This is a genomic window from Micrococcus sp. KRD128 (assembly GCF_017168395.1).
GTDB classification, from domain to species: domain Bacteria; phylum Actinomycetota; class Actinomycetes; order Actinomycetales; family Micrococcaceae; genus Micrococcus; species Micrococcus luteus.
The window spans coordinates 52,531-78,128 of sequence record NZ_JABFAX010000015.1 but is presented as its reverse complement, the minus strand read 5'-3'; the positions used below and the strand labels follow the sequence as shown (position 1 = coordinate 78,128).

General features: G+C 73.8%; 23 protein-coding genes. 2 read left to right on the top strand and 21 right to left on the bottom strand.

The window, feature by feature from the left end:
* Window positions 1-75: 75 nt before the first annotated feature.
* From J1M44_RS06575 to dapA, 6 genes are all read right to left on the bottom strand, one after another.
* On the bottom strand, window positions 76-1,359 hold the full coding sequence (locus J1M44_RS06575; RefSeq protein ID WP_206480771.1) for a hypothetical protein: 1,284 nt from the start codon (window positions 1,357-1,359) through the stop codon (window positions 76-78).
* Window positions 1,360-1,439: 80 nt separating this feature from the next.
* On the bottom strand, window positions 1,440-1,967 hold the full coding sequence (locus J1M44_RS06570; RefSeq protein WP_095695522.1) for a CinA family protein: 528 nt from the start codon (window positions 1,965-1,967) through the stop codon (window positions 1,440-1,442).
* A 4-nt stretch (window positions 1,968-1,971) separates the two neighbouring features.
* Window positions 1,972-2,586, bottom strand: coding sequence for a CDP-alcohol phosphatidyltransferase family protein (locus tag J1M44_RS06565; RefSeq protein ID WP_095695521.1), 615 nt, complete (start codon window positions 2,584-2,586; stop codon window positions 1,972-1,974).
* Window positions 2,583-5,723 carry an FtsK/SpoIIIE family DNA translocase gene (locus tag J1M44_RS06560; protein WP_095695520.1) on the bottom strand — a complete coding sequence of 1,047 codons (3,141 nt, stop codon included), beginning with the start codon at window positions 5,721-5,723 and terminating at the stop codon, window positions 2,583-2,585. Before J1M44_RS06560 ends, J1M44_RS06565 begins: the two co-directional genes overlap by 4 nt.
* A 54-nt stretch (window positions 5,724-5,777) precedes the next feature.
* Window positions 5,778-7,463, bottom strand: coding sequence for a ribonuclease J (locus J1M44_RS06555; RefSeq protein ID WP_002856517.1), 1,686 nt, complete (start codon window positions 7,461-7,463; stop codon window positions 5,778-5,780).
* Between the two features lie 14 nt (window positions 7,464-7,477).
* The gene (dapA, locus tag J1M44_RS06550; protein ID WP_095695519.1) at window positions 7,478-8,395 is read right to left on the bottom strand and encodes a 4-hydroxy-tetrahydrodipicolinate synthase; all 918 of its coding nucleotides are present in this window, start codon (window positions 8,393-8,395) and stop codon (window positions 7,478-7,480) included.
* Window positions 8,396-8,573: 178 nt separating this feature from the next.
* Here dapA and J1M44_RS06545 point away from each other — a divergent pair, with 178 nt between their 5' ends.
* Entirely contained in the window at window positions 8,574-9,704 is a 1,131-nt protein-coding gene (locus J1M44_RS06545) for a heparan-alpha-glucosaminide N-acetyltransferase domain-containing protein (protein WP_241252866.1), read from the top strand.
* Window positions 9,705-9,721: 17 nt separating this feature from the next.
* Here the strand turns inward: J1M44_RS06545 and J1M44_RS06540 are convergent, their stop codons facing one another.
* The 5 genes from J1M44_RS06540 to rpsO form a co-directional block, all read right to left on the bottom strand.
* Window positions 9,722-10,240, bottom strand: coding sequence for a hypothetical protein (locus J1M44_RS06540; RefSeq protein ID WP_049158275.1), 519 nt, complete (start codon window positions 10,238-10,240; stop codon window positions 9,722-9,724).
* Window positions 10,233-11,024: a 4-hydroxy-tetrahydrodipicolinate reductase gene (gene dapB / locus J1M44_RS06535; RefSeq protein WP_095695517.1), complete on the bottom strand. Its 792-nt coding sequence runs from the start codon at window positions 11,022-11,024 to the stop codon at window positions 10,233-10,235. Before dapB ends, J1M44_RS06540 begins: the two co-directional genes overlap by 8 nt.
* 43 nt (window positions 11,025-11,067) lie before the next feature.
* Window positions 11,068-12,387, bottom strand: a complete 1,320-nt coding sequence (locus J1M44_RS06530) for a M16 family metallopeptidase (protein WP_206480770.1) — start codon at window positions 12,385-12,387, stop codon at window positions 11,068-11,070.
* A 102-nt stretch (window positions 12,388-12,489) separates the two neighbouring features.
* Window positions 12,490-14,751 carry a polyribonucleotide nucleotidyltransferase gene (locus tag J1M44_RS06525; RefSeq protein ID WP_095695515.1) on the bottom strand — a complete coding sequence of 754 codons (2,262 nt, stop codon included), beginning with the start codon at window positions 14,749-14,751 and terminating at the stop codon, window positions 12,490-12,492.
* Between the two features lie 295 nt (window positions 14,752-15,046).
* A complete protein-coding gene (gene rpsO / locus J1M44_RS06520) occupies window positions 15,047-15,316 on the bottom strand; it encodes a 30S ribosomal protein S15 (protein WP_010079122.1) in 270 nt (89 codons plus the stop codon).
* Window positions 15,317-15,447: 131 nt separating this feature from the next.
* Between rpsO and J1M44_RS11710 the strand changes: the two genes are divergently transcribed.
* The gene (locus tag J1M44_RS11710) at window positions 15,448-16,452 is read left to right on the top strand and encodes a CPBP family glutamic-type intramembrane protease (RefSeq protein WP_098471410.1); all 1,005 of its coding nucleotides are present in this window, start codon (window positions 15,448-15,450) and stop codon (window positions 16,450-16,452) included.
* Here the strand turns inward: J1M44_RS11710 and J1M44_RS06510 are convergent.
* The 10 genes from J1M44_RS06510 to J1M44_RS06465 form a co-directional block, all read right to left on the bottom strand.
* Window positions 16,430-17,272: a class I SAM-dependent methyltransferase gene (locus J1M44_RS06510; protein ID WP_095695513.1), complete on the bottom strand. Its 843-nt coding sequence runs from the start codon at window positions 17,270-17,272 to the stop codon at window positions 16,430-16,432. The two genes, J1M44_RS11710 and J1M44_RS06510, sit on opposite strands and share 23 nt — an antisense overlap.
* Window positions 17,269-18,246, bottom strand: coding sequence for a bifunctional riboflavin kinase/FAD synthetase (locus J1M44_RS06505; RefSeq protein ID WP_095695512.1), 978 nt, complete (start codon window positions 18,244-18,246; stop codon window positions 17,269-17,271). The genes J1M44_RS06510 and J1M44_RS06505 overlap by 4 nt, the downstream gene beginning before the upstream one ends.
* Window positions 18,246-18,677 carry a hypothetical protein gene (locus tag J1M44_RS06500; RefSeq protein WP_095695511.1) on the bottom strand — a complete coding sequence of 144 codons (432 nt, stop codon included), beginning with the start codon at window positions 18,675-18,677 and terminating at the stop codon, window positions 18,246-18,248. The genes J1M44_RS06505 and J1M44_RS06500 overlap by 1 nt, the downstream gene beginning before the upstream one ends.
* An 11-nt stretch (window positions 18,678-18,688) precedes the next feature.
* Window positions 18,689-19,057, bottom strand: a complete 369-nt coding sequence (locus J1M44_RS06495; RefSeq protein ID WP_095695510.1) for a hypothetical protein — start codon at window positions 19,055-19,057, stop codon at window positions 18,689-18,691.
* Window positions 19,054-20,019 (bottom strand): tRNA pseudouridine(55) synthase TruB, encoded by a 966-nt coding sequence (gene truB / locus J1M44_RS06490; protein ID WP_095695509.1) that lies wholly within the window; start codon window positions 20,017-20,019, stop codon window positions 19,054-19,056. The genes J1M44_RS06495 and truB overlap by 4 nt, the downstream gene beginning before the upstream one ends.
* A 13-nt stretch (window positions 20,020-20,032) precedes the next feature.
* Window positions 20,033-20,485: a 30S ribosome-binding factor RbfA gene (gene rbfA / locus J1M44_RS06485; RefSeq protein WP_049158269.1), complete on the bottom strand. Its 453-nt coding sequence runs from the start codon at window positions 20,483-20,485 to the stop codon at window positions 20,033-20,035.
* Between the two features lie 80 nt (window positions 20,486-20,565).
* Window positions 20,566-23,379, bottom strand: a complete 2,814-nt coding sequence (gene infB, locus J1M44_RS06480) for a translation initiation factor IF-2 (RefSeq protein WP_144824203.1) — start codon at window positions 23,377-23,379, stop codon at window positions 20,566-20,568.
* Between the two features lie 191 nt (window positions 23,380-23,570).
* Window positions 23,571-23,870 (bottom strand): YlxR family protein, encoded by a 300-nt coding sequence (locus J1M44_RS06475; protein ID WP_223246455.1) that lies wholly within the window; start codon window positions 23,868-23,870, stop codon window positions 23,571-23,573.
* 84 nt (window positions 23,871-23,954) lie between these two features.
* Entirely contained in the window at window positions 23,955-24,941 is a 987-nt protein-coding gene (nusA, locus tag J1M44_RS06470) for a transcription termination factor NusA (protein WP_002854993.1), read from the bottom strand.
* Between the two features lies 1 nt (window position 24,942).
* A partial coding sequence (locus tag J1M44_RS06465; protein ID WP_241252865.1) for a ribosome maturation factor RimP occupies window positions 24,943-25,598 on the bottom strand: 656 nt, incomplete at its 5' end.

The window sequence follows — 25,598 nt, the reverse complement described above, 5'->3', positions numbered from 1 at the left end:
GGTGCCGGGCCGCGGGCCTGATCCCGCGAGGCACTCTTCTTGACTCGTTACATTCAACGTCGGGCGGGGTCGCGTTCATTCCCGGGGCACGGCCTCCCCCGCCGTCGGGCCCTCGGCGGCCCCGTCGCCCTCGTGCCGCTCCGAGCGCCGATGCCGTTCCCGCAGGGAGTAGGTGGCGTTCCGGATGCGGTGGGAGTCGTCCAGGCTCGAGCCGACAGCCCCGGCCATCGTGCCCATGGACGCCGCGAGCCACACGAGCCGGACGTAGTCGACCACACCGCTGGGCTGGTCGAGCTCCTCCTCCAGGTACTCCACGGGGATGATCATGAGCGCGACCAGCAGCAGCGTCACGAAGAGCAGCACGTAGACCACGGTGCAGGCCAGGCCCACGGTGAGCACGGTGGAGAGGTTGTCCAGCCGCGAGCTGTGCCGGTGGGCCGCACCGTGCGTCCACAGACCGTTCGTGGTGACCAGCCACGCCACCAGCAGCACCACGGACAGCACGCTGACCGCCGCGAGCCGCCCCGGGGACATCACGCTGGAGAGCACCCAGATGGAGCCGAAGAACACGCCGTAGGCACCGGCCGCGCTGGCCGAAGCGATCGTGAACGTCATGTCCCGCGGCATGAGCAGCGGCCGGTTGGCCATCACCATCCCGGCCAGCAGACGCAGCGTGCCCGTCCAGCCCTTCACATACACCGTGGACGTGCGCCGGGACCCGCCGCCCATCCGGGTGGTCGTGGTCACGTCCGCGTCGACGTCGACCAGCGGGGCGATGCCGCGCAGCGCGCCCGTGTCGGGCTCGGGGAGCCCGTCCGCCGGGGACCGGCCGCCGTCCTCCTCCACCTCGCCGGACTCGTCGGCGGACTGCACGTCCAGCTCCCCGTCCGGCGGGTCCACGTGGGGGGCGGTGTCGATGTGCTCGACGATCCGCAGCACCGTCTCCCGCAGCCGGCGGGCCGGGGTGATGACCCCCAGCGCCGGCACGCACACGACGCCGACCCGCAGCTGCGGCACGACGTCCGCCACCACGCCGCGCCGGCCGTCGAACCGGGGCAGGTCGACGACGGCGACCACCGTGTCCCATCCCTGCCCGTCCGCGAGGGAGCGGACCGGCTCCTCCAGGACCATGCCCCCGGTCGCACCGACCGGCAGCGACTCCTGCCGCGTCTCGACCCGCCAGCCGCCGGGCTGCGGCAGGCGTTCGTCGAGCCGGTCCTCGACGTCCCCGGCGATGCGGCGCACGAGCGCCCACGGGGTGCCCGGGTCGGCCACGAGGCCGATGACCCGGGGGCCCGGGGCGTCGTCGCCGTCCTGCGGTGCACGCTCGGGCGGGGTGGGAGGCGATGCGGTCTCCATCGCGCCGAACCTACGCGGCGGGGCGGGTCGGCACCAGGGACGGGGCGCCGAGGCGGGTCGGTCGGCGCCCCCGTGCCGCCTCAGTGGCCGCGGCCGGCGAGCAGGCGCGTCAGGGACTGCAGCGCCGCGGCGACGGTGGCCTCCCGGATCGCGGCCCGGTCGCCGTCGAGCCGGAGGAGGACCGCGGTGGCCGCGCCGTCGCGCTCGCCGCCGAGCACGTCCAGCGCGCTCGCGTCCGCGTCGGGCACGGCCAGGCCGAGCCACACGGTGCCCACCGGCCGGCCCTGGTGCGGCTCGGGCCCGGCCACGCCCGTGGTGGCCACGCCGACGTCGGCGCCCAGGGCCGCCCGGGCGCCGAGGGCCATCCGTCGGGCCACGTCCGCGTCCACCGCCCCGACCCGCGCGAGCAGGTCCTCCGGCACACCCAGCAGGCCGGTCTTCACGGCGTTCTGGTAGGCCACCACGCCGCCGTGCAGCACGGCCGACGCCCCGGGGACGTCGGCCAGGCGCGCGGCCACCAGACCGGCGGTGAGGGACTCCCCCGTCGCCACCGTGAGGCCCGCGTCCGCGAGCGCGTGCACCACGTCCCGGGCCGCCGCCGTGGTCATCGCCTCAGGCCCCCCGCTGGGCGGCGAGGGCGTCCCGCCGCAGGACCCACGCGTCCTTGACGTACTCCAGGCCGGTCAGCACCGTCAGCACGGTGGCGGCCCCGATGACCACCCAGCCGGCCCACGGCCACCAGCCGCCCACGAGCGGGGCCAGGGGCAGGAGCAGCAGGCCGATGCCCGCGGTCTGCAGCACGGTCTTGAGCTTGCCGCCGCGGCCGGCCGGCATCACGCCGTAGCGGATCACCACGAAGCGCATCAGGGTGATGCCCCATTCGCGCACCAGGATCACGATGGTCACCCACCACCAGAGCTCCCCCAGCAGGGAGAACAGCACGAGGGCCGTGCCCGTGAGCAGCTTGTCCGCGATGGGGTCCGCGATCTTGCCGAAGTCGGTGATCAGCCCGCGGGCGCGGGCGATGTCCCCGTCGAGCTTGTCGGTGTACATGGCCGCCGCGAACAGCGCCAGCGCGAGCCAGCGGGCGAGGAGAGAGTCGCCGCCCCACGGCCCGCCGGCCCACAGCGCCCAGGCGAAGAAGGGCACCATCAGGATGCGCACCGAGGTCAGGATGTTCGGCAGGTTCCAGGCGGACACGTGCTGCGCCCCGCCCGCCGTGCTCATCTGCCCGTCAGCTGCCACGCGTCCTCCGATCCCTCGTCGTCCTCATCGTTCCAGTCCACGGCGGCCGGGCGCGAGTCCAGGTCCTCCTGCACCAGGTCGCGCGGACCGGACGACGCCGAGGCGTCGTCGTCGCCGGAGGTGGCCGAGGGCGGGGTGTCTCCTGAGATGGTGGCGAGCACGTCCGCGAGGTCGTCGGGCTTGACCAGCACGTCGCGGGCCTTGGAGCCCTCGGAGGGGCCCACGACGCCGCGGGACTCCATGAGGTCCATGAGGCGGCCGGCCTTCGCGAAGCCCACCCGCAGCTTGCGCTGCAGCATGGACGTGGAGCCGAACTGCGTGGTGACCACGAGTTCGACGGCCTGCAGGAGCAGGTCCAGATCGTCGCCGATGTCCTCGTCGATGACCTTCTCGGTCTTCTCGGGGATCACGTCCTCGCGGTACTGGACCTGCATCTGCGACTTCACGTGCTCCACGACGGCGTGGATCTCGGACTCGTTGACCCACGCCCCCTGCACGCGCATGGGCTTGGACTTGCCCATCGGCAGGAACAGGGCGTCGCCCTGGCCGAGCAGCTTCTCCGCGCCGGGCTGGTCCAGGACCACGCGCGAGTCCGTGACCGACGACGTCGCGAACGCCATGCGCGAGGGCACGTTGGCCTTGATCAGGCCCGTGACCACGTCCACGGACGGCCGCTGCGTGGCGAGCACGAGGTGGATGCCGGCCGCACGGGCCAGCTGGGTGATGCGCACGATCGCGTCCTCGACGTCGCGCGGGGCGACCATCATCAGGTCCGCGAGCTCGTCCACGATGACCAACAGGTACGGGTACGGGCGCAGCACGCGCTTGGAGTCCGGCGGCAGCTTCACCTGGCCGGCCCGGACGGCCTTGTTGAAGTCGTCCACGTGCTTGTAGCCGAACGCCGCGAGGTCGTCGTAGCGGGTGTCCATCTCCTTGACGACCCACTGCAGCGCCTCGGCCGCCTTCTTCGGGCTCGTGATGATCGGGGTGACCAGGTGGGGCACGCCCTCGTACGCGGTGAGCTCGACGCGCTTGGGGTCCACCATCACCATGCGCACCTCGTCCGGGGTGGAGCGCATGAGGATCGAGGTGATCATCGAGTTCACGAACGAGGACTTGCCGGCGCCGGTGGCGCCCGCCACGAGCATGTGGGGCATCTTCGCGAGGTTGGCCACCACGTAGCCGCCCTCCACGTCCTTGCCGACGCCCATCACCATCGGGTGGTCGGTGCGCTGGGCGGCCTGCGAGCGCAGGACGTCGCCGAGGGCCACGACCTCCTTGTCCGTGTTGGGGATCTCGATGCCGATCGCGCGCTTGCCCGGGATGGGGCTGAGGATCCGCACGTCCGAGGAGGCCACCGCGTACGCGATGTTCTTCTCCAGCGCCGTCACCTTCTCCACCTTGGTGCCGGGGGCGACCTCGACTTCGTAGCGCGTCACCGTCGGCCCGCGGGAGAACCCGGTGACCTGGGCGTCCACCTTGAACTCGGTGAACGTGGTGGTCAGCGCGGCGACGACCCGGTCGTTGGCCTCGGAGCGCTCCTTCGGCTGGGGCCCGGCCGGGAGCAGGGCCGACTGCGGCAGCGTGTAGGACACGTCCCCGCCCAGCTCGGACTGGGTGCCGCGGGCCGGCTCGGCGGTCACCGGCGGCACCGGTGCGGGGGTGCTGGCGGGCACGGCGGAGGACGACGACGGCGCGGCGGCCCCGGAGCCCTGGCCCGGGGCGTCGTCCAGGGCGAACGGGGTGTCCTCCCCCGCGTCCTCCTCCGGGTCTGCGGCGGCCGGGGCGGCGGCCTCGCGTTGGGCGCGGGCGTGTTCGCGGACCTGCTCGAGGGCACGGTCCGCGGCCGTGGGCCGGCGCACTCCGGCGGGCGGCTGCGGCTCGGCGTCCGCGTCCTCGGGCGCGTCGTCCTCGTCCACCCACGGGTCGAAGTCGTCCGAGGCGTCCCGGCCCGCGTCCCGCGCGTCCGCGGCGGCCCGCTCGGCGTCGAACACGCCCTGCTCCCCGCGAGCGGCCCGCCGGGGGGCGGGCCGGGGCAGGACCTGGGTGGTCTCGGCCTCGGGGGCGGCGTGGGAGCCGGCCTCGGCCTCGTGGATCACCGGGGAGTCGTAGGCGGTGCCGGCGGTGTGCTCCGGGGCGGCGTCGGCGGCCTGCTCCTCGCGTGCCCGGCGCCCGCCGAACAGGCGCGCGAACAGGCCGGGGCGGGAGGTCCCCGCGGCGTGGGCGCCGGCGGCCGGGCCGTCCAGGTAGGACTGGTCGTGGTCCGGGTGGGTGCGCCCGGTCTCCGCGTCCACGGAGAGCGGGGTGGCGAGGTCCTCGGCCTCGCGGCGCTCCTCCCGGGCCCGGCGCCGCTCGGCACGGCGGGCGGCCCGCTGCTCGGAGGCGCCCTCGGGGTCCTGGCCCGTGAGCCAGTCGTAGCCGCCCGCGATCCGCTGCGGGATCGAGCCGACGGGCGTCGCGGTGAGCACGAGCACCGAGAAGAAGGCCAGCAGGATCATGAGGACCCAGACGGGCACGGGTGTCAGCAGGGAGGCCAGCGGCGCCGTCGCCAGGTAGCCGACCATGCCCCCGGCGCCGAGCATGTCCTCGAAGGCGTCGGCGGCCGAGGGCACGCCGCCCACGAGGTGGGCGATGCCGGAGCCCGCGACCGTGGCCATGAGCAGGCCGATGATCATGCGCCCGTTGGCGCGATGGTCCGTGGCGTGGCGGAAGCAGCGCACGGCCACGACGAGCAGGGCGATCGGCACCAGGAGGGCGAACCACCCGACGGTGCCGCCCACCACCCCGTGCACCACGCGGCCGACGGCGGTGCCGCGCAGGCCCCACCACTCCACGGCCGCGATCAGCGCGGCGAGCAGCAGCAGGAGCAGGCCGGTGCCGTCACGGCGTTCCTCGCGGTCGATGCGCACGTCCGGGCCGAGCTTGCGGAAGCCGGCGCCGACCGGTGTGGCCAACCCCATCCACAGGGTGTGCAGGGCGCGCAGGGGCGCGGCGGGCCGGTCGGCCTCGGGGACGGTCGCGGTCGACCCCTTCCGTCCGGAGCCTCGGCGTCCGGCGGAGCCGGAGCGGGACGTGGCGGAGGAGGACGACGAACGCGTGGGGGAAGTACGGGTCGCCATGCCCACCAAACTACCGCGAACCGCGGACACGGCAGGCATGGCGACCCGGAGGGGTCAGGCCTCCAGGACCACCGGGATGATCATCGGGCGGCGGCGCAGCTTGCGGTTGACCCACGTGCCGACGGTCCGGCGGACCACCTGCTGGAGCTGGTGGGCGGTGTGGTCCTTGCTGGACTGCACGGCCTCCTCGAGCGCCCGGACGATCTTCGGCTTGATCTCCTCGAACACCTTCTCGTCCTCGGCGACGCCGCGGGCGTGGACGTCCGGGCCGGACACGATCGTGCCGGTCTGCCGGTTGACCACGGTGATGATCGAGATGAAGCCCTCCTCGCCCAGGACACGGCGGTCCTTGAGGTCCGAGTCGGAGATCTCGCCCACGGAGGAGCCGTCCACGTACACGTAGCCGCACTCCACCTCGCCGACGACCTTCACGAGGCCGTCGGTCATGTCCACCACGGTGCCGTTGCCGGCCAGGATGACGTTCTCGGCCGGCACGCCGGTCTTCTCCGCGATCCGGCCGTTGGCGATCAGGTGACGGGTCTCGCCGTGCACCGGCATCACGAACTCGGGCTCGACGATGTTGTAGCAGTACAGCAGCTCGCCCTCGGAGGCGTGGCCGGAGACGTGCACCTTGGCCATGCCCTTGTGCACCACGGTCGCGCCGAGCTTCATGAGCCCGTTGATCACACGGAACACGGAGTTCTCGTTGCCCGGGATCAGCGAGGAGGCCAGCACGACGAGGTCGCCCTCCTCCAGCTGCACCTGGTGGTCCCCATTGGCCATGCGGGACAGGGCCGCCATCGGCTCGCCCTGGGAGCCGGTGACCATCAGCACGATCTCGTCGTCGCGGTACTTGTCCACCTTGCGGATGTCCACGAGGATCCCGTTCGGCACGTTGAGGTAGCCGAGCTTCGCCGCGATGGTCATGTTGCGGATCATGGAGCGCCCGCCGAAGGCCACCTTGCGACCGTGCTTGTGGGCGGCGTCGAGGACCTGCTGCACGCGGTGCACGTGGGAGGAGAACGAGGCCACCACGATGCGGCGCTTCGCCGTGGCGAAGTAGCGCTCGAGGGTGGGGCCGATCTCCGCCTCCGTGGTGGTGAACCCCGGGACCTCGGCGTTCGTGGAGTCGGTCATGAACAGGTCCACGCCCTCCTCGCCGAGACGGGCGAAGGCGCGCAGGTCCGTGATGCGGCCGTCGAGCGGCAGCTGGTCCATCTTGAAGTCGCCGGTGTGCAGGATGGTGCCGGCGTCCGTGTGGATGGCGACGGCGAGCGCGTCCGGGATCGAGTGGTTCACGGCCACGAACTCGCACTCGAACGGGCCGAACTCGACGATGTCGTCTTCCTTGACCACGCGGGTGCGCGGCTTGATCCGGTGCTCCTCGAGCTTGGCCTCGATCAGGGCGAGGGTCAGCTTGGAGCCGATCACGGGGATGTCGTCGCGCAGGCGCAGCAGGTACGGGACGGCGCCGATGTGGTCCTCGTGGCCGTGGGTCAGGACGATGCCGACGACGTCGTCCACCCGGTCCCGGATGTAGTCGAAGTCCGGAAGGATCAGGTCGACGCCGGGCTGGTGCTCCTCGGGGAAGAGGACGCCGCAGTCGACGATGAGGATCTTGCCGTCGATCTCGAAGGTGACCATGTTGCGGCCGACCTCCTCGAGGCCGCCCAGCTGGACGATGCGGCAGGTGCCCCGCTTGAGCTTGGGCGGGGTGGACAGGCGGGTGCCTGCGGTCATGGAACGGGTCCCTTCTAGAAGGTGATGCCGGCCTCCGCGAGGTCGGCTCGGATGACGGAGAGCTCGTCCGGCGTGGCCGGGACGAGGGGCAGCCGCACGGCTGCGGACGGGATGACGCCCTGGGCGGCGAGGACGGCCTTCGCGGCCACCGCGCCCTGGACGTGGGTCATGATGCCGCGCTGGACGGGGTCCAGCGCGAAGTGGTGATCACGGGCACCGGCCAGGTCGCCGGCGTGGACGGTGTCCACGAGCCGGCGGTACAGCCCGGGGGCCGCGTGCGCGGCCACCGAGACGACGCCCACGGCGCCGAGCGCCATGAGCGGCAGGGTCGCGCCGTCGTCGCCGGAGTAGAGGTCGAGGTCCGTGTGCGCCAGGACGGTGGTGGTGGCCTGCAGGTCCCCCTTGGCGTCCTTGAGCGCACGGATGTTGGGGTGCTGCGCGAGCGCGATGATCGTCTCAGGCTCGATCGGCATCACGGAGCGGCCCGGGATGTCGTAGAGCATGATCGGCAGGTCCACGCCGTCGGCCACGGCCTCGAAGTGCGCGCGGATGCCGGCCTGGTTGGGCTTGTTGTAGTACGGGGTGACGAGCAGCAGCCCGTCCACGCCCGTCTCGGCCGCGCGGCGGGACAGCTCGAGGGTGTGCGCCGTGTCGTTGGTGCCGGTGCCGGCCACGACCCTGGCGCGGTCCCCCACGGCCTCGACGACGGTGCGGAACATCGCCACGTTCTCGTCGTCCGTGAGCGTGGAGGTCTCGCCGGTGGTGCCGGTGACCACGAGGCCGTCGGCCCCGCGGTCCACCAGGTGCTCGGCCAGCGCGGCGGCCGCCTCGAGGTCCACGGCGCCCTCGTCCGTCATGGGGGTGACCATGGCGGGCACGACCGTGCCGAAGAGCATCTCGGAGGGGATGACGGCGGAACGGACGGCACTCATGGGCCCCACCCTACCTGCGAGACTGGGGGCCCGCGCCGTCCGTGGCCCCTCCGCGACGCGCGGCGACCCGAGAGGAGCCCGCCCTGCGTCCCCGCCCCCCGCCGCCGTCCGCCCGGACCGGCCCGCGCGTCGTCGGCTGCCCGGCGTCGACGCGGCCCGCGGGATCGCCCTGCTCGGCATGATCACCGTCCACGTCCTCGACCCGGTGACGGCGGACGGGGCGCCCCACCCGGCGTTCCTGTGGTTCGCCGGCCGCGCCTCGGTGCTGTTCGTCCTGCTGGCCGGCGTCGGGCTGGCCCTGTCCACGGGGGGCGCGACGCCGGCCACGGGGGTCCGGCGCGCGGCGCTGCGCCGCCGGATCGCCCGCCGCGCGGGTCTGCTGTTCGTGCTCGGGCTCGCGTGCGGGACGCTCGGGGTCCCCGTGGCGGTGATCCTGTGCCACTACGCCCTGCTCTTCCTGCTCGCGCTGCCCCTGCTGGGCCTGCGCGCCCGCACCCTGGGGGTGATCGCGGGGGCGTGGCTCGTGCTCGGGCCGGTGCTGGTGTTCGCGGTGGTCGCGGCCGCGCAGGCCGCCCTGGGCCGTCAGGAGTTCTTCGTGGGCGGGCGGCTCTGGCTCTCCCCCGGCCCCGCGGACCTGCTGCGTCCTGGGCTGCTGCTGGCCGATCTGACGGTCACGGGCTACTACCCCGTCCTGTCCTGGGGCGCGTTCCTCGTGCTGGGGCTGGCCCTGGGGCGGCTGCCGCTGGACCGGCCCCGCGTGGCCGTCGGGATCCTCGGCGGCGGGGCCGCGGCGTGGGCGGCGGCCGTCGTCGTCGGCGCGGCGGTGCTGCGGGCCCCGGGCACGGTCGGGCGGGTCGCCGCGGCGATCGGCACGGACCCGGCCGAGACGGCGCTCACGCTGCGCACGGGCGAGCCGCGGCTCGCGCTGCTGATCCCGGATCCGCTGTGGCTCGCCCTGCCCACCCCGCACTCCGGGTCCGTGGTGGCCGCCGTGCTCGCGGCGGGCTGGGCGTGCGCCGTGCTGGGCGCCTGCCTGCTGGCCCGGCCGCTGGTCGGGCACGCCGCGCTGCGCCCGCTCGTGGGTGCGGGGCGCATCCCGCTCACGCTCTACGTGGGGCACCTCGTTGTGCTCGCGCTCGTGGACGCGACCGGGACCGACCCGGCCGACGGGGCGCTGCTCGCCGTCCTCGTCGTGCTGTGCCTCGCGGCCGGGCTGGCCGCCGAGCTCAGCGGCCGACGGGGTCCGCTCGAAGCCGTGATGGCCCGGCTCTCCCGGGCGGGTGGGGAACGGGCCGTCGGAGGACGCTGAGCGACGCGTGGGCCGCGTCAGCCGGCGCGGTGCAGGCGGACGGCCTCCCGGGCCGCCTCGCGGGCGCGGCGGCGGTCGCCCGAGGCGTCGTAGGCCAGGGCGAGGCGGTAGCGGGCGCGCCAGTCGCGCGGTGCGGCCTCGGCCTCCACGCGGTACAGCTCGAACTGGGCGTCGGCGGCCTCCCGGTCGATCCGGCCGCCGGGCGAGCGCGGCAGGTCGTCCTCCGGCAGTCCGCCCTCGGCCTCGAGCTGGTCGGCCAGGCGTTCGGTCTGGCGGCCGAACCACACCTCGCGGGCCAGGACGGCCACGGTCACCAGCACCACGAGGATGACGCCCACGCCGATCGCCTTGGCCAGCGGCTGCGGGGCTCGCACCAGCGCGACGGACGCGTTGAGGGCGAACCCGGCGAACAGCAGCACGAGCAGGCAGACGAAGCCGACCCACACCTTGCTCATCACGGTCGAGCGGCGGGCACGGGCGGCGTGCTCGGTTGGGCCCACGGCGCCGTCGTCGGGGGTGCGGGAGGGCTCAGCCAAGGTCCAGGTATCCGTCCAGTCCGTAGGTCAGACCCGGGCGGGAGGCCACGGTCCGCAGGCCGAGGACGACGCCGGGCATGTAGGCGCCGCGGTCGAATGCGTCGTGCCGGACCACGAGCTGCTCGCCCGGCCCGCCCAGCAGCACCTCCTGGTGCGCCTCCAGGCCACGCAGGCGCACCGCGTGCACGTGCACGCCGTGGACGACGGCACCGCGCGCGCCGTCCGGGTCGTGCTCGGTGGCGTCCGGGGAGACGGGCACGCCGGCCGCGTCCCGGGCCGCGCCGATGAGCTCGGCGGTCCGCACGGCCGTGCCCGACGGGGCGTCCACCTTGTCCGGATGGTGCAGCTCGACGAGCTCGACGGACTCGAAGTACCGCGCCGCCTGCGCGGCGAACGCCGAGGCCAGCACCGAGCCGACCGAGAAGTTCGGGGCGATCAGCACGCCCACCCCCGGGTGCTCAGCCAGCTGCGCCTCCAGGCGCGCGCGGCGCTCGGGCACCCAGCCCGACGTGCCGACCACGGTGTGCAGCCCGTGCTCCACGGCGAAGGCCACGTTCTCGGGCGAGGCGTCCGGGACCGTGAGGTCCAGGACGTGGGTGGCGCCGGTGTCGAGCACCGCGTCCAGGCGGTCCTGCGAGCCGAGCTCGGCCACGAGCTCCAGACCCTCGGCCGCTCGCACCGCGGGCACCGCGTGGCGGCCCATGCGCCCACGGGCGCCCAGGATCGCGACGCGCGGGACGTCGTCGGGAGCGGACACGGCGGAGGGGGTGCGGGTCTCGGTCATGGCCTCCAGCCTACGCGGCCCGCCCCGGCGGCCGTGGCCGAGGTCAGGCCGGGGCGACGACGACGCGCGCCCGGTCCCCCGTGGCCAGGCGCGCGGCCAAGGCCCGGACCTGGCCGGCGTCGACCTCCCGGACCCGGGCGAGGGAGGCCGCCAGGTCTACGTACTCCCCCGTGACCAGCTCGGCCCGTCCCAGCCGGGACATGCGGGCGCCCGTGGACTCCATGCCCAGCACGGTGCCGCCGCAGATCTGCCCGTGGGCGCACGCGAGCTCCTCCCCGGTGACGTCGGCCTCGGCCATCCGGTCCAGCTCGGCCTCCATCAGCGCGGCCACCTCATCCACCCGGTCCGGCTGGCAGCCCGCGTACAGGCCCCAGTAGCCGGCGTCGGAGTACCCGGCGGAGAACGAGTAGGTGTTGTAGGCCAGGCCGCGGCGCTCGCGGATCTCCTGGAACAGCCGCGAGGACATGCCCCCGCCGAGGACGGACTGCATGACGCCCAGGGCGAAGCGGTCCGGGTCCGTGGTGGACAGCGAGCGGCCGCCGACGAGGACGTTGGCCTGCTCGACCGCCTTGGTGACGGTGTGCGTGCCGGTCCGCACCCGCGAGGCCGCGGCCCCGGCGGTGTCCACGGCACGACGCGGGGCGGGCAGGGCCCCCGGGGTGAGCTCCCAGCCCGAGGCGCGCAGGGCGGCGAGGACGAGGCGGCAGACCTCGTCGTGGTCGAGGTGGCCGGCGGCGGTGACGACGAGCTCGTCCGGGCGGTACCAGTGCGTGTAGTGCCCGACCACATGGTCGCGGGTGACGGCCCGGATCGTCTCGGGCGTGCCGCCGATCGGCCGGCCGAGGGGGTGGCCGTCCAGCATGACCTCGGCGAGCTTCTCGTGGGCCACGTCCACGGGGTCGTCCGCGTCCATGGCGAGCTCCTCGAGGATCACGCCGCGCTCGGTCTCGAACTCGTCCGGGTCGATCAGGGAGGAGGTGAGCATGTCCGTGAGGACCTCCACGGCTATCGGCAGGTCCTCGTCCAGCACGCGGGCGTGGTAGACGGTGGACTCCTTGGCCGTGCCGGCGTTGGACTCCCCGCCCACGCGGTCGAAGGCGGCCGCGATGTCCATCGCGGTGCGCGTGGGCGTGCCCTTGAAGAGCAGGTGCTCGAGGAAGTGCGTGGCGCCGTAGCCCTCGGGCGACTCGTCACGGGACCCCACGGCCACCCAGTAGCCGATGGTCACCGAGCGCTGGTCCGGCATGGCCTCGGTGAGCACGCGGACGCCGCCGGGCAGCACGGAGCGGCGCACCACGGAACCGTTGCCCTCGTCCGCCAGCACGCCGTCGAAGTCCAGGGGGATCTCACGGTGAACACTCATGTCGGCCATTCTCGCCCATGCGCGACGACGGCGCCGCACCACTCGCGGGGAGGGTGCGGCGCCGTCGTGGTCACCGGGCCGGGCGTGCCCGGCCGGGGCGGATCAGGCCTCGGTCTGCGAGGACTCGATCGCGTCCGCGGTCTCGGCCAGGGCGTCGGACTCCGCCACCACCGGGGAGAGGGAGAGCTTGCCGCGGTCGTCGATCTTGGTGATCTCGACCTGGACCTTCTGGCCCACGCCGAGCACGTCCTCGACGTCGTCCACGCGCTTGCCCTCGTTGAGCTTGCGCAGCTCGGAGATGTGCAGCAGGCCGTCCTTGCCCGGGGTGAGCGAGACGAACGCGCCGAACGTGGTCAGCTTCACGACGGTGCCGAGGTAGCGCTCGCCGATCTCGGGGACCTGCGGGTTGGCGATCGCGTTCACCGCGGAGCGCGCGGCCTCGGCCGAGGCGCCGTCGGTGGCGCCGATCAGCACGGTGCCGTCGTCCTCGATGGTGATGTCCGCGCCCGTGTCGTCCTGGATCTGGTTGATCATGGCGCCCTTGGGGCCGATGACCGCGCCGATCTTGTCCACCGGGATGCGCACGGAGATGATCCGCGGGGCGGTGGGGGCCATCTCGTCCGGGGCGTCGATGGCGGCGTTCAGCACGGACAGGATGTGCAGGCGCGCCTCGCGGGCCTGCGTCAGGGCGGCGGCCAGCACGGAGGCCGGGATGCCGTCCAGCTTGGTGTCCAGCTGGATCGCGGTGACGAACTCGGCGGTGCCGGCCACCTTGAAGTCCATGTCGCCGAACGCGTCCTCGGCGCCGAGGATGTCGGTCAGGGCCGCGTACTGGGTCTGGCCGTCCACCTCGGCGGAGACCAGGCCCATGGCGATGCCGGCCACGGGTGCGCGCAGCGGCACGCCCGCGTTCAGCAGGGACAGGGTGGAGGCGCAGACGGAGCCCATCGACGTCGAGCCGTTGGAGCCGAGGGCCTCGGAGACCTGGCGGATCGCGTAGGGGAACTCCTCGCGGGCCGGCAGCACGGGCACCAGGGCGCGCTCGGCGAGGGCGCCGTGGCCGATCTCGCGGCGCTTCGGGGAGCCCACGCGGCCGGTCTCGCCGGTGGAGTACGGCGGGAAGTTGTAGTGGTGCATGTACCGCTTGGCCGTCTCCGGCGCCAGCGAGTCGATCTGCTGCTCCATCTTGAGCATGTTCAGCGTGGTGACGCCCATGATCTGGGTCTCGCCGCGCTCGAAGATGGCGGAGCCGTGCACGCGGGGCAGGACCTCCACCTCCGCGGTCAGCTTGCGGATGTCCGTCAGGCCGCGGCCGTCGATGCGCACCTGGTCGGTGAGGATGCGGCGCCGCACGATCTGCTTGGTGAGGGAGCCGTAGGCCTTGGCGATCTCGCCCTTGCGCTCGGCGAAGTCCTTGCCCTCGCCGGCGAGCTCCTCGAGCACCTCGAGCAGGTAGGCGTCCGAGGCCGACTCGCGCTCCTGCTTGTCGCCGATGGAGAAGATCTCGGTCAGGCGGCCCGTGGCGAGCTTCTCGACGGCGGCGTAGGCGTCGTCCTGGTAGTCCTGGAACACGGGGACGTCCACCGGGTCCTTGCCGGCGCGCTTGACCAGGTCGGCCTGGGCCTCGCACAGGGCGCGGATGAAGGGCTTGGCGGCCTCGAGGCCCTCGGCCACGATCTCCTCGGTGGGCGCCTGCGCGCCGCGCTCCTTGACCAGGGTCCAGGAGTCCGGGGTCGCCTCGGCCTCGACCATCATGATGGCGACGTCGTCGCCCACCACGCGGCCGGCCACGGCCATGTTGAACACGGCGCCCTCGAGCTGGGAGTGCTTCGGGAACGCGACCCACTGGCGCGTGCCGGAGCCGTCGTCCATGAGGGCCATGCGCACGCCGCCGATGGGACCGGAGAACGGCAGACCGGACAGCTGCGTGGACAGGGAGGCGGCGTTGATGGCCACCGTGTCGTAGATCTCGTCCGGGGCGATCGAGGTGACGGTCACGACGACCTGGACCTCGTTGCGGATGCCCTTGACGAACGCCGGGCGCAGCGGGCGGTCGATCAGACGGCAGGTGAGGATCGCGTCCGTGGACGGGCGGCCCTCGCGGCGGAAGAACGAGCCGGGGATGCGGCCCGCGGCGTACATGCGCTCCTCGACGTCCACGGTCAGCGGGAAGAAGTCGAAGCCCTCGCGGGGGGACTTGCCCACGGTCGTGGCGGACAGCATCGACGTCTCCTCGTCGATGTAGACCATGGCGGCGCCGGCGGCCTGCTGGGCGAGGCGCCCGGTCTCGAAGCGGACGGTGCGCTTGCCGTACGAGCCGTTGTCGATGACGGCCTCGGCGAAGGTGATCTCAGGACCCTCCATGAGGGCCTCCTTTCAGGTGGACGGCGCCGCACGCGTCCCTGTCCCCCTGGTCTTCGATCGAGGCCCTCGGCATCCCGCCGTGCGGCGGGGTCCGGAAGCCACTGTCGAGGACCGCGGGCGATGGGCGCGGAGCCGTCGGGTGTTTCGACGATGCAGGGAGGCGCGCCGTGGCGCGCCGGGGTGCCGCAGGCTGCGGCGGTCTCCCCTCGGGACACACTACGTGCGTCCGGGGGCAGACGAAAGGCGGCGCCGGCGCTCGCGGGTCTCCCGCGGGCTCCGGCGCCGCCTCCTCAGGTCACTTGCGCAGGCCGAGGCGCTCGATCAGCGCACGGTAGCGCTCGATGTCGACGTTCTGCAGGTAGCCCAGCATGCGACGACGGCGACCGACCAGGCCCATGAGGCCGCGGCGGGTGTGGTGGTCGTGCTTGTGCTCCTTGAGGTGCTCGGTCAGGTCCTTGATGCGGCGGGACAGGACCGCGATCTGCACCTCGGGGGAGCCGGTGTCGCCCTCGTGGGTGGCGTACTCCTTGATGATCTGCTGCTTGACAGCGGGATCCAGGGCCATGGTGGGCCTCCTTCACTTCGGTACCGCGAACACGGGCCGCGCCCCGCCGGGGCGGACGACGCGGGGCCCACCCCACCGCGGACTGCAGGGAGGCCGAGGGTCGACTCTACCGCATCGCCTACCCTGGCCCGGTGAGCACCCCACCGGTACCCCACTCCCCGGCCCCGCCGTCGTTCCCCGTCCGGCCGCCCGCGCCGCCCCTGGATCTGCCGCTGATCGGCCACGGCTACCCCGCGCTGCTGCGCACGCCGCGGGCCCGATGGTGGAACCCGCTCGCGTCCTTCGGCCTCGTGCTGGCCGGCCTGGTGGGCCTTCTCGTGCTCGGGGGCGTGCTGGGCGCTCTCGCCCTGATCGCCACGTCCGGGCCCGGACTGCTCGACGCGGCCGACCCGACGGACGTGACCGACCTCGACCTGTACTCCGCGCCCATGGTGCTGCTGAACAACCTCCTGCTCGCCGCACTGATCGGGGTCGCGCTGCTGGCCGTGGCCCTGGGCCACCCCGTCGCCGCCCGCTTCGTCCACTCGGTCGAGGGCCGCGTGCGCTGGCGCTGGCTCGCGCGCTGCGTCGTCGTGCTGACGCCGCTGTTCCTCGCCTACGTGCTGGGCACGTGGGCCCTCGACGGCGCCCCCACGGCCCCGCGCGCGCAGGACTGGGTCTGGCTGCTCGTCATGGCGTTCGTGCTCACCCCGTTCCAGGCCGCGGGTGAGGAGTACCTGTTCCGCGGGTGGCTGCTGCTGGCCGTCGGCACGTGGATCCGCCGGCCGGTCGTGGCCGTCGCCGTCACCGCGGCGCTCTCGGCGGCGGCCTTCTCCCTCGCCCACGGCTCGCTCGACCCGTGGATCCTGCTGGACCTCGCCGCGTTCGCCGTCGCGGCCGTCCTGCTCACGTGGCGCACGGGCGGGCTCGAGGCCGCCGTCGCGCTGCACGTGGTCAACAACGTGGTGATCATCGCCGTCGGCACGCTCGTGGGCACCGTCGAGGACAGCTACGTGGGCGCCGAGACCGCCGGCTCCCCGGCGGCCACGCTGCTCTCGGTGGCGGTGGTCGCGGTGGCCACGGCGCTGCTGCTCTGGCAGGCGCGGCGGGCCGGGATCGCCCGGACGGTCCCGGTCACCGTGGGCGCCCGCCCCTGACCGGCGCCGCCCACCAGGCCACCGTCACGTAGGGCACCTGCAGGACCGCGTCCGCCGCATGGCCCAGGTGCTCGTGCAGGTACCAGTCGAGGTTGGCCGTCATCCGGGACCGGATCCGCTCGTCCGCGCGCAGCCAGTACGAGCGCGAGGCCATGAGCCCGTGCAGCCCGGCCGCGGTCATCGGCTGCGTCCACGCCCAGCGCGCGTGCTCCTCCGCCCCGAACGGGGCGGCGAACCGGCGCTGCTCCGGCCGGGCGGCGTGCACGTCCCCGGCGTGCATGATCCGGGTGAGACGGTGCACCCACGGCACCGCCGTGTCGAGCTGGTTCCACACCGCGGCCAGGCGCCCGCCCGGGCGCAGCACCCGTGCGGCCTCCGCGCTCGCCGTGGCCGGGTCCATCCAGTGCCACGCCTGGGCCGCCACCACGACGTCGGCGCTCGCCACCGGCAGGCCCGTGGCCTCGCCCGTGCCCGGCACGGCGCGCACCCGCCCGCCCGTGGCGGCCGCGACCTCGCGTTCCAGGACGGCGCGCATCGACGCCGACGGCTCGAGGGCCGTCACCGTCCGCACCCGGTCCGCCGGGCGGGCCGCGAGCAGCCGGGTGAACAGTCCCGTGCCGGCCCCGAGCTCCACCACGTCCGCGCCGTCGGCGGTGTCCGCCAGGACGCGGTCCACCGCGGCGGCCGGGTAGGAGGGGCGGACGGCGTCGTAGTGCTCACCGCCGGTCTCGAAGGGGTTGGGCCCGGCCCGACGGGCCCGGGCCGGGCGCCCCGGCAGGTTCGGCACGGCGGGGGGAACGACCGGCTCCGGGGCGCTCACCGGTCGGAGGGGGTCGCGGCCAGGATCGCCCGGGCCTCGTCCACGTCCTGCGTGATCTGCGCCACGAGCTTCTCGACGCCCTCGTAGGCGACCATCCCACGCAGCCGGGCCACGAACTCGACCTCGATGTGCTGGCCGTACAGGTCGAAGTCCTCCACGCGCTCGTCGTGGCGGTCGATCACGTGCGCCTCCACCACGCGGGAGACGTCCTCGAAGGTGGGGTTCGAGCCGATGGAGATCGCGGCCGGCCACACCCCGCCGTGCGCGTCGTGCACCCAGCCGGCGTAGACGCCGTCGGCCGGGATCATGCCCTGCACATCCGTCTCGAGGTTCGCCGTGGGGAAGCCGAGCTCGCGGCCGCGCGCGAACCCGTGCACCACCTCGCCGGCGAGCACGTGGTGCCGGCCGAGCACGGCCGCGGCCTGCGCGACGTCGCCCGCGGCCAGCGCCTCGCGCACCCACGTCGAGGAGCAGCGGCGCTCCGGCTCGGCCCCGTGCTCGGCGGGGAACTCCTCGACGGCCTCGACCTCGAAGCCGTAGCGGGCGCCCAGGCGCACCATCTCCGCGACGTCGCCGGTGTTGCCCCGGCCGAAGCGCACGTCGTGCCCCACGACCACGACGGCGGCGTGCAGCCCGTGCACGAGCATGCCGCGGACGAACTCCTCCGGGGACTGGTCCGCGAACTCGAGGGTGTACCGCTGCAGGAGCACCGCGTCCAGACCCGCCTCGTCCAGGAGGACGACCCGCTGCTCGGGGCTGATGATGTCCACGTGGGGCACCTCGGGATGGTGCACGGCGCGCGGGTGCGGGGTGAAGGTCACGGCCACGGCCAGGGCGTCGCGGGCCCGCGCCAGCTCGACGACCCGGCGCAGCACCTCGCGGTGGCCGCGGTGCACGCCGTCGAAGTTGCCCAGGGTGACCACGGTGCGCGGCAGGTCCGTGGGGACCTCGTCCAGGCTGTTCCAGACCCGCATCAGAGCGCCCCCGCCTCGGCCGGGCGGACGGGGCGGTGCGTCAGCAGCCAGATCAGGCCGACCACCGGCAGCACGAGCGGCACGTAGCCGTAGCCCGCGCCGAACCGGGACCACACGGTGTCATGGGCGAACATCCCCGGATCCAGGACGGTCCACAGTCCCACGCCGACCACGCCGGCCAGCTCCACGAGCACGGCGCCGAGCGCCACGGCCCAGGCGCGGGGGCCGGAGCGGGCGAGCGCGAGCGTCGCCACGATGTACACGACCGCCGCGACCGCGGAGAGCGTGTACGCCACGGGGGCGGCGTCGAACTGCGTGAGGATCTGGAAGAGGCTGCGCGCGCTCGCCGAGAGGGCGAACACCGCGTAGACCATGACGATGATCCGGCCGAGACCCTGGTTGCGCGCGGGGGCGCCGTCGCTGGGTGCCATGTCCGTCCTCCTCACCACTGCCCGAACCAGATGACCTGCATGCGGTGCAGCATCACGGCGATCGTGGGCCCGACCACGGCCAGCACGAGGTTGGACCACCGGGTCTTGTCCGTGACGGCCCAGCCCACGGCGATCACCGGCACGATCAGGGCGGTGAGGATGTAGCCCCAGAACTCCCAGCCGGGGCCGTTCAGGGTGTCCCCGCGGAGCTGGCGGACGGCGGCGGCCGCCGCGTAGACGAGCGTGAACAGCTCGACGGCGGCCACCGAGAGGATCGAGGCGTCCGCGGGGTGGCGGCGGATCGCCGTCATCACCACGCAGACCACGAACGAGACGGCGCCGATCACCAGTCCCGTCCAGAACCAGGCGTCGAGGATCATGCGGTCCTTCCCTGTCCCGGCCCCTCGGCCGGGGCGAACACGAGCTGGGGCTTGGCGACGTCGGCGCCGCGGCGGCGCACGTCGGAGACGAGGGCGATGACGCGGCCGTCCGGCGCGCGCCCGGCGACGAGCGTCTCACCCGTGCCGGTGGGCGCCACGACCCGCCCGAAGGCGAGCTCGTGGGCCTCATGCTCCGTCAGTTCGCGCACCGGGAAGAGCCCGGCGGCGGCCTCGGAGAGCTCGGTCATCGCGAAGCGCTCCGCGAGGGCCTCGATCGTGAGAGCGTCGGCCACGTCGAACGGGCCGACGGCGGTGCGGCGCAGCGCCGTCAGATGCCCGCCGGTCTCGAGGGCCTCGCCCAGGTCGCGGGCGAGCGCCCGGATGTAGGTCCCGGAGGAGCAGCGCACGGTGACGTCGAGGTCGACCAGCCGGCCGCCGTCGAGCCGGCGCAGCTCGTGCACCGTGAACTCGTGCACGGTGACGGGGCGGGCGTCGAGGGTGACGTCCTCTCCCGCGCGGACGAGATCGTAGGCGCGCCGGCCCGCCACCTTGACGGCGGAGACGGCCGAGGGCGCCTGCAGGATCTCGCCCGTCAGGGCGGCGACCTGCTCGGCGACGCGCTCGGGCGTGACGGCGTTGGCCAGCCGGGTCTGCACGACCTCGCCCTCCGCGTCGTCCGTGACGGTCGACTGCCCGAGCCGGATCGTGGCCGTGTACGTCTTGTCCGTGCCCGTGATGGCGGTCAGCAGGCGCGTGGCCTTGTTGACGCCGACCACGAGCAGGCCCGTGGCCATGGGGTCCAGGGTGCCGGCGTGGCCCACCTTGCGGGTGCCCGCCAGCCGACGGACCCGCCCGACGACGTCGTGCGAGGTCCACCCCTGCGGCTTGTCCACGAGGACGACCCCCGACGCCTCCGTTCCCGGCGCGTCGGGGGCCTGTCCCCCGGTGCTGCGTGCGCTCACCGTGCCGCGGGCCTCAGGCGCGCGGGGCGTCGTCGGCGTCGGCGTCCGGCTCCGCGGCGCGGTACGGGTCCGCGTCACCGGCGTACGACGCGCCCTCGCGCGCCTTCGCCAGCTCGGCGTCCCGCTCCTTGGCCACGCGGAGGACGTCCTCCAGGTGTGCGGCCGCCTCGGGGACGGTGTCCGCCACGAACTCGAGCGTGGGCACCAGGCGGATGGTGAGCCCGCGGCCCACCTCGCGGCGCAGGATGCCGCGGTTGTCCTGGATTCCCTCGTGGGCGGCGGCCACCGTGGCCTCGTCGCCCAGGACGGTGTAGTAGACGGTGGCGTGCTGCAGGTCGTTGGTCACGCGGACCTCCGTCACGGTGACGGGCTCCACGCGGTCGTCCTTGACGCCGCGGCGCAGCGCCTCGGCCACGAGGACCTTGATGCGCTGGGCCAGGCGGCCGGCGCGTGCCGGATCGGCCATGGTGCGGTTCCTTCCGGTGGTGATGGTTCAGAGGGTGGGACGCGGAGGGCGGGGGCCCGTGCGGGCCCCCGCCCCGGCCGTCAGACGCGCGGCTTCTCCTGCATCTCGAAGGTCTCGATCACGTCGCCCTCCTTGATGTCGTTGAAGTTGCCCAGGCCGATGCCGCACTCGTAGCCCTCGCGGACCTCCGTGGCGTCGTCCTTGAAGCGGCGCAGCGACTCGATCCTGAGGTGATCGGAGACCACCACGCCGTCGCGCACCAGGCGAGCCTGGGCGTTGCGGCGGATGAGGCCCGAGCGCACGAGCGCACCGGCGATGTTGCCCCACTTGGAGGAGCGGAACACCTCGCGGACCTCGGCCGAGCCGAGCTCGACCTCCTCGTACTCCGGCTTCAGCATGCCCTTGAGCGCGTTCTCGATGTCGTCGATCGCGTCGTAGATCACGTTGTAGAAGCGCATGTCCACGCCCTCGCGGTCGGCCAGGTCGGCGACCCGCTCGGCGGGGCGCACGTTGAAGCCGATGATGATGGCGTTGTCCACGGTCGCCAGGTTCACGTCGTTCTGCGTGATGGCGCCGACGCCGCGGTGGATGACGCGCAGCTGCACCTCGTCCTCGCCGACCTCGATCTTGAGCAGCGAGTCCTCCAGCGCCTCGACGGCACCGGACGCGTCGCCCTTGATGATGAGGTTGAGCGTGTCCAGCTTGCCCTCGGCCACGGCCTGGTCGAAGTCCTCCAGGGTGATGCGCTTGCGGCGCTTGGCCAGCTGGGCGTTGCGGTCCGCCGCCTCGCGCCGCTCCGCGATCTGGCGGGCGGTGCGCTCGTCGTCGGTGACGAGGAACGAGTCGCCGGCGCGCGGCACCGAGGACAGGCCGAGCACCTGGACGGGACGCGACGGATCGGCCGCCTCCACGGCCTTGCCGTTCTCGTCGAACATGGCGCGCACACGCCCGTGGGCGGAGCCCACCACCATGGTGTCGCCCACGCGCAGCGTGCCGGTCTGCACCAGCACGGTGACGACGGCGCCGCGGCCCTTGTCGAGGTTGGCCTCGATGGCCACGCCGCGGGCGGCCTTGTGCGGGTTCGCCGTGAGCTCGAGGGCGGCGTCCGCAGTGAGCAGGATCGCCTCGAGCAGCTGGTCGATGTTGATGTTGTTGCGCGCGGAGACGTCCACGAACATCGTGTCGCCGCCGTACTCCTCGGGCACGAGGCCGTACTCGGTGAGCTGACCGCGGATCTTGTCCGGGGCGGCGGTGTCCTTGTCGATCTTGTTGACCGCCACCACGATCGGCACGCCGGCCGACTGGGCGTGGTTGAGCGCCTCGACGGTCTGCGGCATGACGCCGTCGTCGGCCGCCACCACCAACACGGCGATGTCGGTGACCTTCGCACCGCGGGCACGCATGGCGGTGAACGCCTCGTGACCCGGGGTGTCGATGAAGGTGAGGCGACGCTGCTCGCCCTCGTGCTCCACGGGCACCTGGTAGGCGCCGATGTGCTGGGTGATGCCGCCGGCCTCGCCCTCGATGACGTTCGAGGAGCGGATGGCGTCCAGCAGACGCGTCTTGCCGTGGTCCACGTGGCCCATGACGGTGACGACCGCGGGGCGCGGCTCGAGGTCGGCCTCGTCCTCGTTGGCCTCCTCGGCCTCGAGGTCGATGTCGAAGGCCTCCAGCAGCTCCTTGTCCTCGTCCTCCGGGGACACGATCTGGACCTTGTAGCCCAGCTCGTCGCCGAGCAGCTGGAAGGTCTCCTCGTCGAGGGACTGGTTGGCCGAGGCCATCTCGCCGAGGGTGAAGAGCACCTTCACCAGGTCGGCGACGTCGGCGCGGATCTTCTCGGCGAAGTCGGCCAGGGACGCACCGCGGCGCAGGCGCAGGACGGTGGTGCCGTCGCCCTTGGGGACCTTGACGCCGCCGATCTCACGCGTGTGCTGCTGCTCGAACTCCTGGCGCTTCGCGCGCTTCGACTTGCGTCCCTTGCGCGGGCCGCCGCCGCGCCCGAAGGCGCCCTGGGCGTTGCCTCGACCGCCACGGCCGCCCGGGCCGCCGGGACGACCCGGACCGCCGCCGGGGCCGCCGCCCGGACGGCCACGGCCGCGGGCCGGCTGCGGGGCCGGGGTGATCTGCTTGGGCATCATGCCCGGGTTCGGACGCGGCCCACCGGGGCGGGGACCGCCGGCGCCCGCGGCCGGGCGCGGACCGCCCGGACGGGGGCCGCCGGCGCCGGCCTGCGGACGGGGGCCGCCCGGACGAGGCGCTCGGTCCTCGCGACCGGAGCGCATGCCCTGCGAGGGGGCGAACGGGTTGTTGCCCGGGCGCGGAGCACCACCACGGCCGCCCGGGCGGGCGCCCGGACGAGACCCGGCGGAACCGCCCTTGGGGCTGAACGGGTTGTTGCCGGGACGCGGGGCGCCCGGCTTGGGCGCGGAGGCACCCGGCTTGGGCGCAGCGGCGCCCGGCTTCGGCGCGGCCGACCCCGGCGTGGCCGACGGCTGCGGGGCCTTCGGCTCGGCCGGGACCTGGGCGGCCGGCGTCGGTACGGCGGGGCCGGGGGTCGGGGCGACGCCCGGCTTGGGCGCGGCGGTGCGGCCCGCGGCGGGACCGGGCGCCGGGGCGCCGGCGTTCGACGTGGGGGCCGCGGTGCGCGGCGACGGGGCGGCCGCCGGCTTCGGCGCGGCGGAACGGCCCGCGGCCGGGGCGGCGGGCGTGGAACCGGGCTTGGCGGCGGACTTGCCGGCACCCGGGTAGGCGTTGCGCAGCTTCTTGACCACCGGGGGCTCGATGGTGGACGAAGCCGAGCTGACGAACTCGCCGAGGTCCTTGAGCGTGCTCAAGGCCTCCTTCGAGGTGATGCCGAGCTCCTTGGCGAGCTCATGGACGCGGACCTTGGCCACGGTTCTCCTGTTCTGGCCCCACGGGCCGGAACGGAGCCGCTCGGGCTGTCCGTCTCAGCGCGTCCTGGGACCGTTGACGTTGCTCCAGGCCGTCGCGCGCGCCACCAGGGCACGCGCACCACGGCCTGCCTGATAGCAGGGGGTGAAGTTCATCGCTGGGCACTCATGCTTCAGTGCTCATCGGGTACGCATCAGATCTCTGACCCGCCTTCATCTGTCGGTCTGTCAGCCGGTGCCTCCGCGGTGCGGACCAGCGCGTCGGCGTCGACGGCGGACCGGAAGGCCCGCCCGAACGCGCGGCGGCGCAGGGCGAGGTGGAGGCAGTCCTCGCCGGGGTGCAGCCACGCACCCCGGCCGGGACGGCGTCGTTCCGGGTCCCAGACGACGGATGGGGGTTCCGTCGAGGAGTCCAGGGCGACGCGCACCAGCTCTTGCTGGTCCGCCCTCGATCGGCATCCGATGCAGGTGCGCACGACCGTCCGAGACGTCATGCGTTCACCCCTCACGGGCGTCGGATCGAGAAAGGACCTCATCCATCCTAGCGCGTTTGGGCCCGGATCTGTTCCCGGGGACGGTCAGCGGCCCGGGGCGGAGGTGGTGACCCCGTCGCCGACGATGTCGATCCGCCAGCCCGTGAGCTTGGCCGCGAGGCGGGCGTTCTGGCCCTCCTTGCCGATGGCCAGGGACAGCTGGTACTGCGGCACCACGGCGCGGGCCGAGTGCTGGTCCGCGTCGAGGATCTCCACCGAGACGGTCGTGGCGGGCGAGAGGGCGTTGGCGATCATCGCGGCGGGGTCGTCCACGTGGTCGATGATGTCGATCTTCTCGTCGTTGAGCTCCGTCATGACGGCGCGCACGCGGCTGCCCATCTCGCCGATGGAGGCGCCCTTGGCGTTCACCCCGGGGCGGGTCGCGCGCACGGCCATCTTGGTGCGGTGGCCGGCCTCGCGGGCCAGCGCCGTGATCTCGACCGAGCCGTCCGCGATCTCCGGGACCTCGAGCTCGAAGAGCTTGCGCACGAGGCCGGGGTGCGAGCGGGACACCGTGACGGACGGTCCCTTGGCGCCGCGCGTCGCGGAGACCACGTAGGCGCGGATCCGGCGGCCGTGGGCGTAGTCCTCGCCGGGCACCTGCTCGGGCGGCGGGAGGACGGCCTCGAGGGTACCGAGGTTCACCTGGACCATGTGGCGGTTCAGGCCCTGCTGGATGACGCCGGAGACGAGCTCGCCCTCCTTGTCCTTGAACTCGCCGAGGACCTTGTCGTCGTCCTCCTCGCGCATGCGCTGGATCATCACCTGGCGCGCCGTGGAGGCGGCCACCCGGCCGAAGCCGTTCGGGGTGTCGTCGAACTCGCCGATGGGCGTGTCGTCCTCGTCCAGCTCCGTGGCCCACACGGTGACGTGGCCGGTCGCGCGGTCGATCTCCACGCGGGCGCGCTTCAGGGCCCCCGGGGTGCGGTGGTACGCCATGAGCAGGGCCTGCTCGATGGTGGGGATGAGGCGGTCCATCGGGATCTCCCGCTCCGCCTCCAGCATGCGCAGCGCGCTCATGTCGATGTCCAACTCATGCCTCCGTGTGCTCGGCCGTGTCCTCGCCCGCGGCGGCGTCGGCGTCGCCGGCCTGCTGAGCGGGGCTCCACTCTACCTGCACGATCGCCGGACCGAGGCGGTCGAGGGCGACCCGCTCGGCGGGCAGCTCCTTGGCCTTCATGCCCTTCTTCGCGGGCGGGCGCACCACGGCCAGCTCGACGTCGTCGGCCGTCACGTCCTTCAGGCGGGCGGTCACGGGCGCGGCGCCGTCGACCGAGACCTCGACGAGACGGCCGACGTTGCGGGCGAAGTGGCGGGGCTCGGTGAGCGGGCGGTCCACGCCCGCGGTGGTGACCTCGAGCAGGTACTCCCCCGCGCCGACGCCGGGCACGTGGTCGCCCAGGGCGTCGAGGGCGGCGGAGACCCGGCCGGAGAGGCGGGCGACGTCGTCCAGGCTCAGGCCCTGGGTGCCCGAGGCGCGGTCGAGGACCACCTCGACGGTGCGGTGCTCGGCGGTGCCCGTGGCGCGCACCTGCTCCACCACCACGTCGTCGGCCGCCAGGGCCTCCTCGACGCGGGTGCGCAGCTCGGCGAGGTCGTCGCGGCGGTCGGTGCTGTCCATGGGGTGCCTCACTCGTCGGGTCGGGGCCGCCGCGACGACCTCGCCGAGCTGCGCACCCGCGTCGAGGA